The sequence below is a fragment of the Providencia sp. PROV255 genome, assembly GCF_028478065.1.
In the GTDB taxonomy this organism is placed as follows: Bacteria; Pseudomonadota; Gammaproteobacteria; order Enterobacterales; family Enterobacteriaceae; genus Providencia; species Providencia rettgeri.
This window is the reverse complement of sequence record NZ_JAMPMI010000001.1, coordinates 105,085-122,822: the sequence shown is the minus strand read 5'-3', so window position 1 is coordinate 122,822 and position 17,738 is coordinate 105,085. Positions and strand designations below refer to the sequence as shown.

16 protein-coding genes and 1 riboswitch are annotated in these 17,738 nt (G+C 41.7%); of the genes, 9 read left to right on the top strand and 7 right to left on the bottom strand.

What is annotated here, in order from left to right; all coding sequences use genetic code 11:
* Positions 1-86 precede the first annotated feature (86 nt).
* On the bottom strand, positions 87-743 hold the full coding sequence (plsY, locus tag PR725_RS00530; protein WP_004908566.1) for a glycerol-3-phosphate 1-O-acyltransferase PlsY: 657 nt from the start codon (positions 741-743) through the stop codon (positions 87-89).
* A gap of 108 nt (positions 744-851) precedes the next feature.
* On the opposite strand from plsY, the gene folB reads away from it, so the two are divergent.
* Positions 852-1,211, top strand: a complete 360-nt coding sequence (gene folB, locus PR725_RS00525; protein ID WP_004908569.1) for a bifunctional dihydroneopterin aldolase/7,8-dihydroneopterin epimerase — start codon at positions 852-854, stop codon at positions 1,209-1,211.
* A gap of 39 nt (positions 1,212-1,250) precedes the next feature.
* Here folB and PR725_RS00520 read toward each other — a convergent pair whose 3' ends face one another.
* Together PR725_RS00520 and PR725_RS00515 are read right to left on the bottom strand one after the other, a co-directional pair.
* On the bottom strand, positions 1,251-2,495 hold the full coding sequence (locus PR725_RS00520; RefSeq protein WP_272517665.1) for a multifunctional CCA addition/repair protein: 1,245 nt from the start codon (positions 2,493-2,495) through the stop codon (positions 1,251-1,253).
* Between the two features lie 14 nt (positions 2,496-2,509).
* On the bottom strand, positions 2,510-3,124 hold the full coding sequence (locus tag PR725_RS00515) for a TIGR04211 family SH3 domain-containing protein (RefSeq protein WP_036958005.1): 615 nt from the start codon (positions 3,122-3,124) through the stop codon (positions 2,510-2,512).
* A 280-nt stretch (positions 3,125-3,404) separates the two neighbouring features.
* Here PR725_RS00515 and PR725_RS00510 point away from each other — a divergent pair, with 280 nt between their 5' ends.
* From PR725_RS00510 to hldE, 3 genes are all read left to right on the top strand, one after another.
* Positions 3,405-4,367, top strand: coding sequence for a CYTH domain-containing protein (locus tag PR725_RS00510; protein WP_117162530.1), 963 nt, complete (start codon positions 3,405-3,407; stop codon positions 4,365-4,367).
* A gap of 12 nt (positions 4,368-4,379) precedes the next feature.
* Positions 4,380-7,226, top strand: coding sequence for a bifunctional [glutamate--ammonia ligase]-adenylyl-L-tyrosine phosphorylase/[glutamate--ammonia-ligase] adenylyltransferase (gene glnE / locus PR725_RS00505; protein WP_117162529.1), 2,847 nt, complete (start codon positions 4,380-4,382; stop codon positions 7,224-7,226).
* A gap of 92 nt (positions 7,227-7,318) precedes the next feature.
* Positions 7,319-8,746 carry a bifunctional D-glycero-beta-D-manno-heptose-7-phosphate kinase/D-glycero-beta-D-manno-heptose 1-phosphate adenylyltransferase HldE gene (hldE, locus tag PR725_RS00500; RefSeq protein ID WP_004908578.1) on the top strand — a complete coding sequence of 476 codons (1,428 nt, stop codon included), beginning with the start codon at positions 7,319-7,321 and terminating at the stop codon, positions 8,744-8,746.
* A gap of 113 nt (positions 8,747-8,859) precedes the next feature.
* On the opposite strand, the gene ubiK is transcribed toward hldE, so the two are convergent.
* On the bottom strand, positions 8,860-9,126 hold the full coding sequence (gene ubiK, locus PR725_RS00495; RefSeq protein WP_004257742.1) for a ubiquinone biosynthesis accessory factor UbiK: 267 nt from the start codon (positions 9,124-9,126) through the stop codon (positions 8,860-8,862).
* A gap of 258 nt (positions 9,127-9,384) precedes the next feature.
* Positions 9,385-9,536, top strand: a riboswitch (FMN riboswitch).
* 158 nt (positions 9,537-9,694) lie between these two features.
* Here ubiK and ribB point away from each other — a divergent pair.
* Together ribB and ygiD are read left to right on the top strand one after the other, a co-directional pair.
* The gene (gene ribB / locus PR725_RS00490; RefSeq protein WP_004908582.1) at positions 9,695-10,348 is read left to right on the top strand and encodes a 3,4-dihydroxy-2-butanone-4-phosphate synthase; all 654 of its coding nucleotides are present in this window, start codon (positions 9,695-9,697) and stop codon (positions 10,346-10,348) included.
* A 255-nt stretch (positions 10,349-10,603) separates the two neighbouring features.
* Positions 10,604-11,407: a 4,5-DOPA dioxygenase extradiol gene (gene ygiD / locus PR725_RS00485; RefSeq protein WP_004908585.1), complete on the top strand. Its 804-nt coding sequence runs from the start codon at positions 10,604-10,606 to the stop codon at positions 11,405-11,407.
* Between the two features lie 82 nt (positions 11,408-11,489).
* On the opposite strand, the gene PR725_RS00480 is transcribed toward ygiD, so the two are convergent.
* The 3 genes from PR725_RS00480 to tolC all read right to left on the bottom strand — a co-directional run bounded on the left by PR725_RS00480 (position 11,490) and on the right by tolC (position 15,151).
* Complete coding sequence (locus PR725_RS00480; RefSeq protein WP_004908587.1) at positions 11,490-12,653, bottom strand: glutathionylspermidine synthase family protein; 1,164 nt, start codon at positions 12,651-12,653, stop codon at positions 11,490-11,492.
* Positions 12,654-12,659: 6 nt separating this feature from the next.
* Positions 12,660-13,364, bottom strand: coding sequence for a DUF1190 family protein (locus tag PR725_RS00475; protein WP_042851529.1), 705 nt, complete (start codon positions 13,362-13,364; stop codon positions 12,660-12,662).
* A gap of 398 nt (positions 13,365-13,762) precedes the next feature.
* Positions 13,763-15,151, bottom strand: coding sequence for an outer membrane channel protein TolC (gene tolC / locus PR725_RS00470; protein WP_042851530.1), 1,389 nt, complete (start codon positions 15,149-15,151; stop codon positions 13,763-13,765).
* Between the two features lie 305 nt (positions 15,152-15,456).
* Here tolC and nudF point away from each other — a divergent pair, with 305 nt between their 5' ends.
* From nudF to yqiA, 3 genes are all read left to right on the top strand, one after another.
* Entirely contained in the window at positions 15,457-16,095 is a 639-nt protein-coding gene (nudF, locus tag PR725_RS00465) for an ADP-ribose diphosphatase (protein ID WP_004908597.1), read from the top strand.
* 143 nt (positions 16,096-16,238) lie between these two features.
* Positions 16,239-17,078: a 3',5'-cyclic-AMP phosphodiesterase gene (gene cpdA, locus PR725_RS00460; protein ID WP_109911776.1), complete on the top strand. Its 840-nt coding sequence runs from the start codon at positions 16,239-16,241 to the stop codon at positions 17,076-17,078.
* A 7-nt stretch (positions 17,079-17,085) separates the two neighbouring features.
* Positions 17,086-17,667 (top strand): esterase YqiA, encoded by a 582-nt coding sequence (gene yqiA / locus PR725_RS00455; RefSeq protein WP_004908603.1) that lies wholly within the window; start codon positions 17,086-17,088, stop codon positions 17,665-17,667.
* Positions 17,668-17,738 lie beyond the last annotated feature (71 nt).

Here is a 17,738-nt window from a genome sequence, read left to right as displayed (position 1 = left end):
AGGATTTTTGGGAAATTTTAAACAAGGCAAGTAACATAAAAAAAGAGCTGAAATCAGCTCTTCTTAGAGAAAATCAAATGTCACCATTAGTCATCGAGTTCTTGTTCTTTAGCTTCTTGGGCTATTTCTTTATTGGTTTTTCGTTTTTTATTTTTCAGCTTTTGCCAAATACGACTTTCTTGACCACGCCAAAGGCGTTGTATATTACCGTGATGGCGAACTAACACTAAACAAGATAGCATAGCGACCGGAAAGGTGAATTCAGGTTTAAACCACCAAACATAAAAGGGAGCAAGTAAGGCGCTGACAATCGCTCCTAGTGACGAATAACCACTAAGTAACACCGTCAGTAACCATGTTCCTGCGACTAAACCAGAAAGATCCCAACCAATAGCGGCAATTGAACCAAATGCGGTTGCTACCCCTTTTCCGCCTTTGAAACGAAAGAAAATGGGATATATGTGCCCAAGACAAGCTGCAATTGCAACAAAGCCAAGATAGAATGGTTGCACATTTAAATAATAAGCAAGCCAAACTGGGATCATCCCTTTTAATACGTCACAAATGAGTACTCCGGCAGCGGCTGCTTTACCGCCTACACGTAATACGTTAGTTGCACCAGGGTTACCAGAGCCGTGTTGACGGGGGTCGGGTAGTCTCGCCAAACGGCAGATCAGTATCGCACTCGAAACTGAGCCGCAAAGATAGGCGAAGATTATCATGCCAAGCGCGGTTGCACTCATAGCTAGCTCCAAAAACGGTTAAGGCCATAAATTCACTTCAGTCTTGGATAATACGCATATTTTTGCTGAAGTGGTATCAATTCAGTACATAAATGAGAAAATGACGTGATGGATATCGTATTTATTGAGCAATTATCAGTCATCACCACGATTGGTGTATATGACTGGGAACAAGATATTGAACAGAAATTGGTGCTCGATATCGAAATGGGATGGGATAACAAACGCGCGTCTATGAGCGATAATGTTGAACATTGCTTAGATTATGCCAAAGTTAGCCAAGCTATCCTTGCTCATGTTGGGAATAATAAATTTGGTTTAGTTGAACGTGTTGCCGAAGAAGTTGCACAATTATTGCTAACACAGTTTGATAGCCCATGGGTTCGCATTAAAGTGGCTAAACCGGGGGCAGTAGCACGCGCTAAACAAGTTGGGGTTGTTATCGAAAGAGGCACGAAAACCGCTTAAATGTTGTCTGGCGGTGTTTAACCGCCAGTTTTGTATCTATTAGGCAACGACAACTATGATTTTTTGTCGCTGTTGCCAATTGCCGACCGCTTCTATACGTTGTCGAGTGAGTTCTTGACGAATTTCAGGGCCTTTAAACCCTTGCTCAACAATAGGTTTGACTTCAACAGCTTGCGCAATAGCAAAAGCTTGCCTGAAATATACCCCTTGTGGGTACGGCTGTTGTTCAAGACCTAACCGACCTCTGGCATCCGCTTCACTGATTAAACTTAGTTGTTCAATACGTTCTGGTTTACGCCAACTATCAAGTCCATCAAAAATCGCAATTAGATCATTAGCATGTAATTTATTGATAACATGGATTTTATCATGATATCGTGCCGCTAGACGAGCTAAGTCACGAGCCGTGGTTGGTACTTTTAATCTTACACAGAGTGTTTCTATTAATGGAATACCTGCTTCACCATGGTTTGGATGGCTTGGCCAAATATCGGGTGGTGTTAGAGCCTTGCCTAAATCATGGCACAATGCGGCAAAGCGAATATCCACATCCTTAGATAAGCGGGAAATCACTTTCATTACCATTAGAGTGTGGATACCTGTATCAATTTCAGGGTGCCATTTTTCAGGGGCAGGAACGCCAAATAGCGCATCAATTTCAGGAAAAAGTACAGCTAAAGCACCGCATTGGCGTAAGACATCAAAATACACCTGTGGGGAATTTGATTTCAGCGCTTTTTCTGTTTCGGTCCAAACTCGCTCGGCGGTGAGATGAGATAATTCCCCTGTAGCGGCCATCGTTTGCATCAAGGCGAGTGTTTCTGGTGCGATAGTAAAACCATGCTCAAAGTAGCGAGCGGCAAAACGAGCAACCCGTAAAACCCGTAAAGGGTCTTCAGAAAATGCATCGGAAACATGGCGTAAAATACGCTTATCGAGATCAATGACACCGTGGAATGGATCAATAATTTCACCTGACTCATCTTGAGCTATCGCATTAATCGTCAAATCACGACGCAGTAAGTCATCTTCGATAGTGACATCCGGTGCGCTATAGCAGCTAAAACCGGTATAGCCTGCACCAATTTTACGTTCTGTTCGGGCTAAAGCGTATTCTTCATGGGTTTTTGGGTGCAAGAAAACAGGAAAATCTTTTCCGACTTGTTGAAAACCTTGCGATAGCATTGCCTCGGGGGTTGCGCCAACCACCACGTAGTCTCTGTCTGAAATAGGCAGCCCAAGCAGTTGGTCACGTACTGCTCCACCCACGAGATATACTTTCATTCGAATGGCCTCAATTACATCCAGCCGTCATTACGTTTTTTACGACGTGGAATAATGTGCGGTAAAATTAGGCCTAAAATTAAGCCAACACCAGCAACACCACCACCATACATAAACCATTGTAAGATCAATTCGCGACGGCGATCGTCTAAGTTAACTTCTGCAATTTCGAGTTTCTTACCTGACTTGATCAACTCGTTTTTTAATTTTTCATTTTCAGCCTTCAGTTGGCTGACGATATTGTCATTATCAGCGACTTTTTGCTGCATATCAGCCGTTCGTGTATTCCACGTGCTGTCAATATTGTCGAGCTGTTGGCGTAATTTTTGGTTCTCAGCTTCAAGTTCTGGAATTCGGGTTTTCATACTTGGCGTATTGCTGAGTTGGTCAACAGGTAACCAGACTGTTCTGCCTTTTTCATCACGGACTTGCGCGAACTTGTTATCTGTGGAGAGCAATTCAACCGCTTCCCCTGCATTGAGCGTACCTACAATACGATATTTTGTGCCAGGTCCACTATGAACGTATGTGGATAAATCATCTGACACATAACGTTTTTCTGCTGCGTGTGAATTTAAGGAAAGGCCTAGCCCCATGATTGAAATTAATAATAATGGAATTTTTCGCATGGTATTTACAGTCTTTTGGTGGTGAGTGAGTTTTATATTATTTGAATATTAATGAGTAAAGTGTATGGGTGCAAACCCTAAACGCAGATGTCTCTACACTCTAAAGGAGAATGAGAACTATCCTAACTGTCTAAATTACCCTTATTTTTACTCTATTTTCAATATAACTCACTGAAAGAAATATGACAGGTAGAATTTTTGATTACCATACAGTTTCTTTTCTCAGCTTAGCTCGATTGGGGTAATATGAGTGAAGTGAAATAATTAAATAAGGATATGTATGAGCCACGTAGAGGTTGAACTCAAACTTGCTGCTAAGAGTTCCGCAATAGAGGCTGTACGACAGTGTTTATCGACATTGTCTCACCAATACAGTGAGCCGACAAAGTTAACTAATATCTACTTTGATACGGCAAACAAGCAGTTACGTCAGTGGGATATGGGCTTACGCATCCGAGGTTGTGATGGGCGTTATGAAATGACCATGAAAACTGCTGGGCAGGCGATTGGTGGTTTACACCAACGGCCTGAATATAATGTTGACATTGATTCGCCAGAACTTGATTTAGCGGCATTACCCGCTGAAATTTGGCCCGAAGGAACTGATATTTCTCAGCTTCAGTCTGAATTAAATATCCTCTTTAGCACCAATTTTACCCGTGAAAAATGGTTAGTGACTTTTGAAGATAGCGAAATAGAAGTAGTTTTTGACCAAGGCGAAATTTCCTCAGGCGCAAAGGATTTGCCTATTCAAGAGTTTGAATTAGAGCTTAAAAAAGGCTTTATTGCTGATGTACTTAATTTAGCAAAGAAATTTGCAGATATCGATGGTCTGCATTTGTCATCACTTAGCAAAGCTGCGCGCGGATATTCATTGTTATCGCCGCTAAAAGAACCATTAACCCGCCCAGATTCGTTGTTTGACTATGAAGAGCAACCTCTCGAAAAGTCATTAACTCATATGCAATTACTTTGCCAGCAGCATGAAGCTTATTGGTTAGCCAATGGCAGCAATGCACGCCAAGGCTTTAGTGAATTTTTACGCTTTGTTCAGGCATTTTTAGTCCATTACCAAAATTCAGCGCCTCACTTTATTCATGACACTCCGCTAGAGCAATTACGTTCGGATATTGCCAATGAAGCGGTTAGTGCTGAGGATTTTTGCTATAGCAGCCAGTGGTTAAAATGTAAATTAGCCTTTATCCAATGGTTAAGTGCTTTAACCTATCAAGAAGCCCATTAAGGTACTGATAACATGCATGCTTTTCCTGAATTATTGCAAAGCCAAGGTGAACGCGTTTTAAGACAATTAGCAGAACAAGCGAATGAATTATTACCGTTAAATGAACAAGAAATTCAAGTACTTACCTTTAGTGATTTTGTGTTAAAGCAGGTATTGGCACATTCACGGTTTTTACTTGAAATTCGCGCTCAACCACCCAAAGCCGATGAATGGAAAAGTTATGCGTCATGGTTAGCTCAAGACTTGTTATCTGTTAGCAACGAAGATCACTTGATGCAAGTGTTACGCTCATTTCGTCATCATATGTTAGTGCGCTGCGCCTGGATGCAAGTACTGGAAATAAGCACGCAAAAAGAAACGATTTATCAGCTCAGTGTATTGGCAGAAACCTTGGTTGTTGCGGCGCGAGACTGGTTGTATCAAGAATATCGTCAGTCATGGGGAACGCCTTGTAATGCAGAAGGCAAGCCTCAGCCGCTATTGATTTTAGGAATGGGGAAATTAGGGGGCAGAGAGCTCAATTTTTCTTCAGATATTGATCTGATTTTTGCATACCCAGAAAATGGAGTTACTCAAGGTGGCAGAAAAGAGTTAGATAACGCGCAATTTTTTACCCGTTTAGGGCAAAAATTAATTCGCGTACTCGACCAAGTGACTGAGTATGGTTTTGTCTATCGGGTCGATATGCGTTTGCGGCCATTTGGTGATAGCGGGCCGCTGGTTTTTAGCTTTTCCGCGCTTGAGGATTATTACCAAGAACAAGGGCGTGATTGGGAACGCTATGCGATGGTTAAAGCTCGTATTATGGGCGCTGATAGCCTCCATTATGAGGAGTGTTTACGAAAACTTTTGCGTCCTTTCGTTTATCGCCGCTATATTGACTTTAGCGTGATCCAATCCTTACGCAATATGAAAAATATGATTGAGCGGGAGGTTCGGCGCCGTGGTTTGGTCAATAACATCAAATTAGGGGCTGGAGGTATTCGTGAAGTTGAATTTGTTTCACAGGTTTTCCAGTTAATTAGAGGGGGACGGGAACCTGTTTTACAGTCACAATCCTTATTTTCAACGCTACAAGGTATCCGAGAGCTCGCATTATTAACCGAAGATCAAGTTAATATTCTGCAAAATAGCTACCTTTTCTTGCGTAGAGCCGAAAATTTACTGCAAAGTATTGATGACCAACAGACACAAACGCTCCCTGAAGAGGCTTTAAACCAAGCGCGTTTAGCGTGGGGAATGGGTTTTGCTGATTGGCCTGCATTTTATCAGGTTTTGAATCAGAAAATGTCGGCAGTGCATCAAATATTTACTGAGCAAATAGGCCAGGAAGATGACACCGAGAACACTGATGCATTTGATGAAATCTACATCACATTATGGCAAAGTGAATTGTCAAAAGAAGAATTAGCCACCTATTTGCCGTCTAAAAATGAAGAGATTGCACAACGTATTATCCACGGCATAGTGATGTTCCGTCATGACCTCAATAAACGCACAATTGGCCCTCGTGGACGGGATGTACTTGATGAATTAATGCCTAAATTATTGGCAAAAGTCGGTGAGCGCGATGATGCAGGGCAAGTCATTGAACGTATCACACCACTGTTATTGAGCATTGTTAGCCGCACAACTTACCTCGAGTTAATGCTTGAATTTGACGAGGTTTTGACGCACGTTATTCGCCTATGTGCGGCTTCACCAATGATAGCAGAGCAGTTAGCCCGTCACCCATTGTTACTTGATGAGTTGCTCGACCCTCAATCGTTATACCAACCTCTACCACTAACCGCTTACCGTGATGAATTGCGCCAATATTTAATGCGCGTTCCTGAAGATGACGAAGAACAACAACTGGAAGCATTACGTCAATTCAAACAAGCCCAGTTATTGCGTATCGCTGCTGAAGATATTTCAGGTGTTTTACCCGTAATGAAAGTTAGTGATCATCTGACTTACCTTGCAGAGGCGATTATTGATGCGGTGGTACACCAAGCATGGCAAAAAATGGTAAAACGTTATGGTGAGCCAGCACATCTAGCGCAAAGTGACAAAAAACAATATGGGTTTGCGGTATTAGGTTATGGAAAGCTAGGCGGCTGGGAATTGGGTTATGGCTCTGACTTAGATCTCGTTTTTCTTTTCGATTGCCCTTTAGATGTGGTTACCAATGGCGAACGCTCCATTGATGCACGCCAATTTTACTTACGTGTTGCTCAGCGTATTATCCATTTGTTTAGTACTCGAACACCTTCAGGCGTGTTGTATGAAGTTGATGCGCGGCTCAGGCCTTCCGGTGAGTCAGGAATGTTAGTCAGTACGATACAATCATTTGATGATTACCAAAAAAATGATGCTTGGACATGGGAGCATCAAGCGCTCATACGAGCCCGAATGGTATTTGGTGATGAGGATTTACAACGGCAATTTATACAGACTCGCCACGAAACTCTGTGTATGCCAAGAGACCCTCACACCTTGCAGCAGCAAGTGCGTGATATGCGCTTGAAAATGCATCAGCACTTAGGAAGCCATCAAGCCAATGAGTTCGATTTAAAAGCCGATCCCGGTGGGATCACTGATATTGAATTTATCGCACAATACTTAGTTTTGCGTTTTGCCACAGAAAATAATGTGTTAACGCGTTGGTCCGATAATGTGCGTATTTTCGAGCTGATGGCGCAATATGGCTTTATGCCAGAAGATGAAGCAAATGCCTTAACTCAAGCGTATGTTACGATGCGTAATGAACTTCATCACTTAGCATTACAATCATTGCCAAGCCGTGTTGAAATGACCCAATTTACTCAACAACGTGAACAAGTTTTAGCGAGTTGGCAAAAATGGCTTGAGGAATAAGGAATAAACGCATTTTATTTAGCTAAATAGCGCAATATGCTAGTATTGTTGCTAATTATTATCAGATTTCCTTTTTAAAACTGGAGTGCAGGATGAAAGTAACTCTTCCGGATTATAAACAAGCCGGTGTGCTGGTGGTTGGTGATGTTATGTTAGACCGTTATTGGCATGGTCCTGCAAACCGTATTTCGCCAGAGGCCCCTGTTCCGGTCGTTAAAGTCACGATGGTAGAAGAGCGTCCCGGTGGTGCGGCTAACGTCGCGATGAACATTGCCTCGTTAGGGGCAAATTCACGTCTTGTCGGGTTAACTGGGATTGATGACGCGGCAAAAGCACTGACTGAAAACTTAAATGCGGTGCAGGTGCGTTGTGATTTTGTCGCTATTCCAACCCATCCAACGATTACTAAATTACGTGTACTTTCACGTAATCAGCAACTTATCCGTCTTGATTTTGAAGAAGGTTTTGACAATGTTGATGTCGCACCTGTGTTGGAACGCATTGAACAGGCGTTACCTCATATTGGTGCTCTGGTGTTATCTGATTACGCGAAAGGGGCGTTAACTCATGTCGAGAAGATGATAGCGCTTGCCAACAAGGCCAATGTTCCCGTCTTGATTGACCCGAAAGGCAACAATTTCGAACGTTACCGCGGGGCAACATTACTAACGCCAAACATGTCTGAGTTTGAAGCGATTGTTGGGCCTTGTAAAAACAATCAAGACGTTGAAGAAAAAGGCATGAAGCTGCTTCAGTCATTGGAGCTTAAAGCACTGTTAATTACGCGCTCAGAACAAGGTATGAGCTTAATTCGTCGCGATGAAGCACCATTGCATTTACCGACTCAGGCGCAAGAAGTGTTTGACGTAACAGGAGCCGGGGACACCGTAATCGGCGTACTTGCAGCGTCTATTGCATCTGGTCGCCCATTACATGAATCTTGCGCATTGGCTAATGCCGCAGCAGGCGTGGTCGTGGGTAAATTAGGAACCTCCACGGTTTCGCCAATTGAATTGGAAAATGCCATTCGTGGCCGTGCTGACACCGGGTTTGGTGTGATGAGCGAAAGTGAATTGAAACAAGCCGTTGCGAATGCAAGACAGCGCGGTGAGCGTGTGGTGATGACGAATGGTTGTTTTGATATTCTTCATGCAGGGCATGTGTCGTATTTAGCCAATGCACGTAAATTGGGAGACCGTCTGATTGTAGCTGTAAATAGCGATGCATCGACACGCCGCTTAAAAGGTGAAACACGCCCAGTCAACCCATTAGAACAACGCATGACCGTTTTAGGTGCTTTGGGGGCAGTGGATTGGGTTGTGGCTTTTGAAGAAGACACTCCGCAACGCTTAATCGCAGAAGTGCTGCCAGACATCTTAGTTAAAGGGGGGGATTACCGCCCTGAAGAGATAGCGGGCAGTGCGGAAGTGTGGGCCGCGGGAGGCGAGGTCAAAGTCCTTAACTTTGAAGATGGTATTTCCACAACGAATATCATTAAAAATATTATGAAAACGAGTTAATTTATCATTATTAATTAATTAATTAGTTAGTTAAAAACCTCACGTGGGTATGTAAAAACGCCGTGAGGTTTTTATTTATCTAAAATTAAAGAGGTGTCACTTTTTCAATTTAATTACTCAGCTGTCTTTTCTTCTACATTTAAATGGGCTTCAAGTGCGCTAACGCGTTGTTCCATTTTCGCTAATTTTTCGCGGGTACGTAATAAAACTTGAGTTTGAATATCAAATTCTTCACGGCTGACTAAGTCTAATTTACCGAGCTGTGATTGTAACAGTGAACGCAGTTTTTTATCAAAATCTTCACCTAAATCACGTACGCCTTGCGGTAAAGCGCCTTGAATTTGGCGGGCAACTTGTTCAATTTTTTTCGGATCGAGCATTCGCGGGTCCTTCAGTTAATCAAGATATTATTAAGCGTAGTGTAATACCTCTTTTCGCCTTGTGCTAGCTCGAATTAGTTAGCAAAAAGGCCTCGTTGTATTATCTGTGACGAGAGCAGCTTGCTATTCGTCTAAGGTAGTAAAATTAACCGTGATAACTCTAAGTTTTTATTCATGTTTTTTGACTAAAAGTGTGAGTCATTCGCCAATTTTGATTATCATCGTTGCGAACTTGAATTATTGGCGTTATATTAATTGCGTATATCTCAGGGCGGGGTGAAAGTCCCCACCGGCGGTAAACATGCATCACGCATGAAGCCCGCGAGCGCTTTACCATTTTGTGGTAAAGGTCAGCAGACCCAGTGTGAATCTGGGGCCGACGGTTATAGTCCGGATGGGAGAGAATTAACAGTATCTGCATGTTTGTGCTGTTACGCACAATAGTGTTCTGCATACCTGAATAGGTAAATGCCTGTTGTTGGCTATTTATATATTCACCATTTCTCGTATTCCTAAGACTGCCTTGATTCTGGTAACTAGTTAATAACTATTTAAGAGGTTTTTTACCATGGATCATTCGCTACTTTCTGTATTCGGTAATCCTATCGAGCGTGTTGAAAATGCTATCGAGGCTTTACGCCAAGGTAAGGGTGTTCTTGTTCTTGATGATGAAGATCGTGAGAACGAAGGCGATTTAATTTTTGCTGCAGAAACCATGACTGCGGAACAAATGGCATTTACCATTCGTTATAGCAGTGGGATCGTATGTCTTTGTATCACTGAAGAACGTCGCAAGCAGCTCGAATTACCAATGATGGTGGAAAATAACACCAGCCAAAACCAAACTGGCTTTACGGTAACCATCGAAGCGGCAAAAGGCGTGACTACGGGGGTTTCTGCGGCGGATCGTATCACCACTATTCGTGCTGCTATTGCTGATAATGCAGTTCCTGCTGACCTAAATCACCCTGGCCATGTTTTCCCATTGCGTGGACGTGATGGTGGGGTATTAGCGCGTCGTGGACACACTGAAGCATCTATCGACCTTGCAACTCTAGCGGGTTTCAAACCTGCTGGTGTGTTGTGTGAGTTGACTAATGATGATGGCTCTATGGCTCGCACCCCAGAAGTGGCAGCATTTGGTAAGCAGCATGGTTTGACGGTTGTGACAATTGAAGATTTAGTGCAGTACCGTCTTCAGGTCGAGAAGAAAGCGAGCTGATCCTCATAATATTTTGAGGAAGAGCTCTAGATAGAGATTTTGATAAGTTTAAATATTAATAGGCTAAAATAAGCTAATTTATTTAAATTATTGATAGTACGTTAAGCATATAGAATGTTATTAAGGCCACTGAGTTGCACACCTCGTGGCCTTTTCAATTTTTTTGATGATCATACTCATAATTAGCCCACTGTGTTTTTGACAGGAAAGCGTATGCTGTAGGAAGAAACTAATTGAGTTGGAGTTGAAATCATCATGTCGCTAAATACTTCAGTGGTAAAAAATAAGATCCCTGCCATTTTTATTGGTCATGGTAGCCCCATGAACGCGATTGAGGATAATCCTTATACTCAAACGTGGGAGAAACTCGGTAAAGCTTTACCTCGGCCAAGTGCAATTTTAGTGATTTCAGCCCACTGGTATACGCGTGGAACCGCAGTTACTTCGATGTTAAAACCGAAAACGATTCATGATTTTGGTGGGTTCCCTGAAGCCTTGTACCAAATCGAATATCCTGCCCCTGGTTCTCCTGAATTAGCTCAGCAAGTTGCCTCATTATTAGCCCCTGAGCCAATTTACCTTGATGAACAAGAGTGGGGATTAGACCATGGCACGTGGGAAATTTTGGTACGTATGTATCCAGAAGCCGATATCCCCGTAATCCAATTGAGTATCGATGGTAGCAAGCCTGCTATTTGGCACTATGACCTTGGAAAAAAACTATCCGTTCTAAGGGATGAAGGTGTATTGATTATGGGGAGTGGCAATGTTGTACACAATTTACGAGCGATGAATTGGCAAAATTCCCATGCTGAGCCATACCCGTGGGCAATATCTTTTGAGAAATTTGTGTATGACAATCTGAAAAGCCATGAAACGCCACATCCACTAGCTAGCGGATTGGAACGGGAGGATGGCAAATTGTCGAACCCATCACCAGAACATTACTTGCCTATTTTACCTATTTTAGGCACTTGGGATGGTCAAGAAGAGATTAGTACACCGATTGAAGGAATTGTGTCAGCATCGTTAAGTATGTTGTCTATTCAGGTAGGATAAATTTTTCTGCGATAGCTTTGTTTCATAAAAAAGCCCAAATCATATTGCTATGTTTGGGCTTCATTTTTAGCTTTAAGTATGATTAGTCGATGATCGTATGTGGGTAAAAACGTGATAAATCTTGAGTGATCAATTCTTTATCTTCACGAATACAGATCCCCGCAGGTTGATCATTCACCAACCAGCTTCCGACTAAGGTGTAATTACCTTCAAATTGTGGAAGTGGGTGGAACTGTTGAATAATCATGCCTTCTTCGCCGTATGGGCCATCCGCGGCTGCAATTTCTTTACCGTTTTCGATAATACGGATATTAGCACCTTCGCGAGAGAATAGGGGCTTAATAACGTATTTTTCGAGTTCTGGTTGGGTTTTGCCATCTGCAAAATAAGCAGGCAGTAAATTTGGGTGATCTGGGAACATTTCCCATAACATTGGCAATAAAGCTTTATTAGAAATGATGCTCTTCCATGCAGGTTCTAACCAGCGTACACCAGCATCTTGCAATTTAGTCGAGAAAATTTCTCTTAGCATAAATTCCCACGGATATAGCTTGAACAGGTTACTAATCACCTGATCTTGTGTATCCGAAAATTCACCTTTTTCACCTAGACCAATTTCATCGATATATAAGAATTCAGTGGCAATACCGGCTTCATTTGCACAGTCTTGTAAATATTGAACGGTACCGCGATCTTCTTCTGTATCACGGCAACAAGACATATGCAACAAACGGAAACCATACTGATCTTTTAATTGCGTAAAGCGCTCGATCAATTGCTCTTGAATGCTATTAAATTGATCGGCGTTTTCAGGGAGTTTTCCTGCTTCAATTTGATCTTCTAGCCAGATCCATTGGAAAAATGCAGACTCATATAATGAGGTTGGAGTATCCGCATTGTTTTCCAATAGCTTAGGTGGGTTAATACCATCGTAAGCGAGGTCAAGCCTGGAATATAAAGAAGGTTGTTCGCTTTTCCATGAACTGCGAACAAATTCCCAGCAATGCTTAGGGATCTGAAAACGTGCCATTAGCTCATCGCTTTCAACAACACGTTCAACCACTTTTAGGCACATTTGATGCAACTGCTCGGTTGCATCTTCGATTTCTTCAATCTGTGCCATAGTGAATTGGTAATACGCATCTTCTGACCAGTAAGGCTCACCATACATAGTATGAAATTCAAAGCCAAATTCAGAGGCTTTTTCGCGCCAGTTTGGGCGCTCTACTATAGGAACTCGTTTCATTACTTATCAACCACCCATCGAACGGGAAGAAGAGGTTGATTTTGCAGAAGAAGATGAACGTTGTGCCATCGCTTGTTTATTTACGGTGTCACCAAAACCACCACGGGTAACGGTTGAAGTTGTTGGTGGTTTAGGTGCCATGGCTGTTTTCGGTACGCTCATTGAACGACCACCTGCAACTGCAGGGCCATAGCTTTTACCTGATGCATCCACAAACTTACCGTTGGCTGGGCTAGCTGGGTTTTTTGAGCTGAATAATGGTTGTGATGCAGCGCTACCGCCCATCATACGGCCCATCATATAACCCATCATTAATGGCATCCACATGCTACCACCGCTGCTTTGTGCTTGGGCCGTTTGTTCACCATTGGTTGAACTAGTGCCTGCAAGACCTGCTTGAGCTGGAGCTTGAGTACACATTGATTCACCAAACTCAGCAATGCAGTCAGCTTGAGTTTCATATTTAGGTGCAGTTTTAGCCGCTTCTTGTAGAGCATTATTGTAGGCGATGGTGCACTGTTCTGCTTGCGATGGGTTCGCTTGGCTACAATCTTGCGCATTGGTGTACAGTGATACGGTTTCATCGCTTTCTTCACAAGCGGAAAGCATAAATACAGCACTGACCGCAACAGCCACAGGTGCTAAACGGTATGAACGCCAAGACTTACGGAAGGCGCTCTGGTTAATATTTTTGGTACGCTTCATGGTCATGGTAATTACCCTGAATTAAATTAAGTAAGATGTTTTTAGATGTTAGCTCTAGGATAGGGGATAAACGCTGAAAATTAAAGCAGAAATATAGGAGAAATGAGCTGAATTTATCATTTTGATAACTTTCTGCTATTTTTCCCTAATTAGCATGGCGTTTCTTGAAGAGAAAATAATATTTTTATTTTATATCAATATATTAGATGTAGGTTATTTTTTGCTCTAATGCGTAGTAATAAGAGTGAGAATTCACTGAATTTGTGCCCGTGGCTAATGAAAAGGCGTTATAAACGGTTTAATTAGTACAAATTAGCAATTCTAAGTAGTTTGCAGGATTACCCTCAAAAAATAACCCGCTATGTAAGCGGGTCATTATGTCATTTTCACATGAGCTAAATATTTTAGTTCATTTTTGGCGCATTGGTATTACGGATAATACTACTTGCAGAGGTTGAAATCTCTTTACCTAAATTCGCATTCAGGCGTGCAATATCGTCTTCGTTCAATGTGCCGCGAGCAAATTCGATATTCAGTTGGTTAATCATGTAGTCATAACGCGCATTAGACAGATTCTGCTTCGCTTGGTATAGCGCTGTTGTTGCTGTCAATACGTCAACAATGGTACGTGTTCCTACTTGGTAGCCTGCTTCCATCGCATCTAATGAGCTTTGTGCGGAAACAACAACTTGTTTGTAAGCATTAATACTACTGATTGACGATGCTACGTTATTAAATGATGAGCGAACTAACTGAACCACATTGCGATAAACGCTTTCTAGTTGCTCACTAGCACCTTGGAAACCATATTGTGCTTGTTCAACCTGAGAACTTACTGCACCACCACTATACAGTGGAATGCTTAAATTTAAGCCAATGCTATTTTGGCCGTTGTAGCTATTGCTCGCACTACCGCCATATGGAGTATTATAACCACTGCCGTGTTGGTAACTATTTGTGACTGATGTTGAGGCATCAAGGCTAACCGTTGGCATGTGACCTGTTTCCGCTAAACGGATGTTTTCACGAGAAACGTCTTGTGCTAAACGTGCGCTTAACAGGCTGAGGTTACGCTCTTCCGCTTCTTTTAAGATAGCGTTGATATCGCCCAGTTCATTGGTTTTAAAACGGTCGATATTTAAAGAGGCAAGTTGGTTATAGTACACGCCGCTGACTTGACGCAATTTTTCAATCGCATTTTCTAACTCGTTACGGCCTGCAACTTCTTGTGCTATAACGCTATCATAGTTTGCACGGGCGTTTTGCACGTCAGTAATAGCAACAAGACCAACGTTAAAGCGTTGTGTCACTTGGTCTAATTGGCGATAAACAGCTTCTTTATTCGCTTCAATATAAGATAACGCGTCAATCGCTTTTAATACGTTAAAATACGCAATTGCAGTATCTAAAATTAATTGCTGCTGACTTGTTTGGTAAGTGACATCAGAAATACCCGCTGTTTTTTCTTGGATAGTTAATTGACGCCATTTAGACATATCAAACACAACTTGGGTTAGTTTCAGTGAAGCATTTAAACCTGTGCTTTCAGTGTTTCTTGCATCACGGTAACCGCTTCCGTAGCTAGCTCCTGCACCTAAACCTAATTGTGGCAATAATGGGCTACGAGATTCATTAATTTTTTCAAAAGCTTGATTACGTTCTGCTAATGATTTTCTTAACTCAGGGTTACTTTCTTTGGATTTTTGGTAAACCTGTAGTAAATCTTCTGCGTAGCTATTGGTACTGAGACCCACAAAACTCATCGAAATTAAAAGGGGAAGCAGTTTCTTCATTTTGATTCCTTGATTAAACAGCAAATTAAGTTGAGTCTGTTGCCTAAAACGTACCATGCCTAACTAGGCGATAGATATTAAATTATCCGTTTTAGAGACAGTTATTAAAAACAGACACTACGTTGCTCTTAGATTTGAATAATGGCGCTTATTGTAACAGAGTATCACTTCTATTAACGGTAGCCTTTTGTGCCATTTTGTCTCAATTTATTAAACATTACCTCATCTGAGGTTAAAAAACCTTAAAAACTGTTTTAATCCACAATTATTTCCTTAAGATGGAATAATTGGGTTTGGAGAATGCAATGACAAAACAAATAAAGCAGCCAATTAAATATGGCAAGAATGATGTTGAAATTATATCCAAGCGTAAATTATTTAACGGTTTTTTTCAAATGGTTGAATATCAATTTCGACATCGTCTTTTCGCGGGCGGATGGAGTAAAGAAATTCGCCGTGAAGTTTTTGAACGTGGTCACGCAGGTGTGGTTTTACCCTATGACCCGAAAACGAATAGTGTTGTTTTAATTGAACAAATTCGGTTACCTGCGATCGAAACTAGCGAAACACCTTGGCTGCTTGAAGCGGTTGCTGGAATGATTGAGCCAAACGAATCGCCCGAAGAGGTTATTCGTCGTGAAGCCGTTGAGGAAGCTGGGCTTATTATTGGTCGTACTGAAAAAGCAGTAAGTTATCTTTCTAGCCCGGGTGGTACGACTGAACGTATGCATGTATTTATCGGTGAAGTCGATAGCAGCCAAGCGAAAGGGGTGCATGGGCTAGCGTCAGAAAATGAAGATATTTGTGTGCATGTGGTTAGCCGAGAACAAGCTTATCAATGGGTTGAAGATGGCACAATTGATAATGCAGCAACCGTTATTGCTATTCAGTGGTTACAGCTCAACCAGCAAAAACTTTATGAAAAGTGGATGAAACAGTTTTAAATAACGATTAATCTGGTGAAGTGTGTGCTGATTATCAGAAAGTTAGAAAGTAAAGTTTTAAGATAGTTATAAGTGTGTTTAGCTTTTATATAGTTTTAATGAATAGATTAGGTACTAAATAATATTTAAGGAAAGGAATACTTTTGGACAGCCAGCTTGAAGTGACTGCGAAGAACTCTAAAATTGTGAGAATTTTACAGGTTACTGATACGCATCTTTTTGCTAATACAGAAAATACGCTTTTAGGGGTAAATACTTACCGTAGCTATCAGGCGGTACTTGATGCTATCACAGAGCAAAATCTTCCAATTGATTTAATTGTTGCGACAGGGGATCTGGTTCAAGACCAATCACCACAAGCTTATCAGCATTTTGCGGATGGTATTGCGCGTATTCCTGCCCCTTGTGTATGGCTTCCTGGTAATCATGATTACCCACCTGCTATGGTAGAAACACTGCGAGTTGCTGGGATTTCAAGTGCTAAACAAATTTTAATTGGCGATGAATGGCAAATTCTGATGCTTGATAGCCAACTTCAAGATGTACCTCATGGTGAGCTTTCTGAACAACAATTGGAATGGATGAAAGCCAGCTTAGATGCTGAACCTGAACGTACCACATTGATTATGCTGCATCACCATCCTCTAGCTTCGGGTTGTACTTGGCTTGATCAGCACAGTTTGAGAAATTCACATATTTTAGCTGACTACTTAAAAAACTACCCAAATGTTAAAGCGATGCTATGTGGCCATATTCACCAAGAAATGGATGAAAACTGGCACGGGATTCGGTTATTAGCTACGCCTTCTACTTGCGTACAATTTAAACCTCACTGTACTAATTTTGCCCTTGATACTGTCGCGCCGGGTTGGCGATATTTAGAATTAAGCATTAATGAGCAAAGTCAAAGGCATATTACAACCCACGTTCACCGTTTAGACACAAGAGAGTTTAGCCCTGACCTTGACTCTGACGGTTATTAATTCGCTTATGTCTACTCTACTTTATATTCATGGTTTTAATAGCTCACCTCAATCCGCTAAAGCTAATAACTTAAAGCAATGGATTGACGAGAATTATCCACATATTAATATGCTTGTACCGCAATTGCCGAACTACCCTCAGCAAGCTCAAGCGATGTTGGATGATATTATCCAACAGCATCAGCATGAAAAAATGGGGCTAGTTGGGTCTTCACTAGGCGGTTATTTTTCGATTTGGTTTTCAGAGCGTTATCAGCTCCCAGCTGTCGTTGTAAACCCTGCAGTGCGTCCTTTTGATTTACTGCAAGATTACTTAGGCGACAATACAAACCCATATACTCATGAACAATATGTGTTGGAAGAAAAGCATATCCATGAGCTAAAATCCTTATACATTGAAAGACTCGCATCTCCTCATCTTATCTGGCTATTACAGCAAATGGGCGATGAAGTACTTGATTATCGAGAGGCAGTTGCCTATCTTTCAAAGTGCAAACAAACTGTGGAACCTGACGGTAATCATGCCTTTATTGGTTTTGAAGCTTACTTTTCTCAAATTGTTGATTTCCTTCAATTGGCAGAGAAATAGTGTCAAAACGTATGAACACTGTTATTATCAACAGTAACTCACTGATTGAATAGTTCAATTAATCACCTATT

What these genes read in the sequence shown, in the direction of transcription:
- plsY (WP_004908566.1), bottom strand. Translation starts at nt 743, where the DNA reads ATGAGTGCAACCGCGCTTGGCATGATAATCTTCGCCTATCTTTGCGGC.
- folB (WP_004908569.1), top strand. Translation starts at nt 852, where the DNA reads ATGGATATCGTATTTATTGAGCAATTATCAGTCATCACCACGATTGGT.
- PR725_RS00520 (WP_272517665.1), bottom strand. Translation starts at nt 2,495, where the DNA reads ATGAAAGTATATCTCGTGGGTGGAGCAGTACGTGACCAACTGCTTGGG.
- PR725_RS00515 (WP_036958005.1), bottom strand. Translation starts at nt 3,124, where the DNA reads ATGCGAAAAATTCCATTATTATTAATTTCAATCATGGGGCTAGGCCTT.
- PR725_RS00510 (WP_117162530.1), top strand. Translation starts at nt 3,405, where the DNA reads ATGAGCCACGTAGAGGTTGAACTCAAACTTGCTGCTAAGAGTTCCGCA.
- glnE (WP_117162529.1), top strand. Translation starts at nt 4,380, where the DNA reads ATGCATGCTTTTCCTGAATTATTGCAAAGCCAAGGTGAACGCGTTTTA.
- hldE (WP_004908578.1), top strand. Translation starts at nt 7,319, where the DNA reads ATGAAAGTAACTCTTCCGGATTATAAACAAGCCGGTGTGCTGGTGGTT.
- ubiK (WP_004257742.1), bottom strand. Translation starts at nt 9,126, where the DNA reads ATGCTCGATCCGAAAAAAATTGAACAAGTTGCCCGCCAAATTCAAGGC.
- ribB (WP_004908582.1), top strand. Translation starts at nt 9,695, where the DNA reads ATGGATCATTCGCTACTTTCTGTATTCGGTAATCCTATCGAGCGTGTT.
- ygiD (WP_004908585.1), top strand. Translation starts at nt 10,604, where the DNA reads ATGTCGCTAAATACTTCAGTGGTAAAAAATAAGATCCCTGCCATTTTT.
- PR725_RS00480 (WP_004908587.1), bottom strand. Translation starts at nt 12,653, where the DNA reads ATGAAACGAGTTCCTATAGTAGAGCGCCCAAACTGGCGCGAAAAAGCC.
- PR725_RS00475 (WP_042851529.1), bottom strand. Translation starts at nt 13,364, where the DNA reads ATGACCATGAAGCGTACCAAAAATATTAACCAGAGCGCCTTCCGTAAG.
- tolC (WP_042851530.1), bottom strand. Translation starts at nt 15,151, where the DNA reads ATGAAGAAACTGCTTCCCCTTTTAATTTCGATGAGTTTTGTGGGTCTC.
- nudF (WP_004908597.1), top strand. Translation starts at nt 15,457, where the DNA reads ATGACAAAACAAATAAAGCAGCCAATTAAATATGGCAAGAATGATGTT.
- yqiA (WP_004908603.1), top strand. Translation starts at nt 17,086, where the DNA reads ATGTCTACTCTACTTTATATTCATGGTTTTAATAGCTCACCTCAATCC.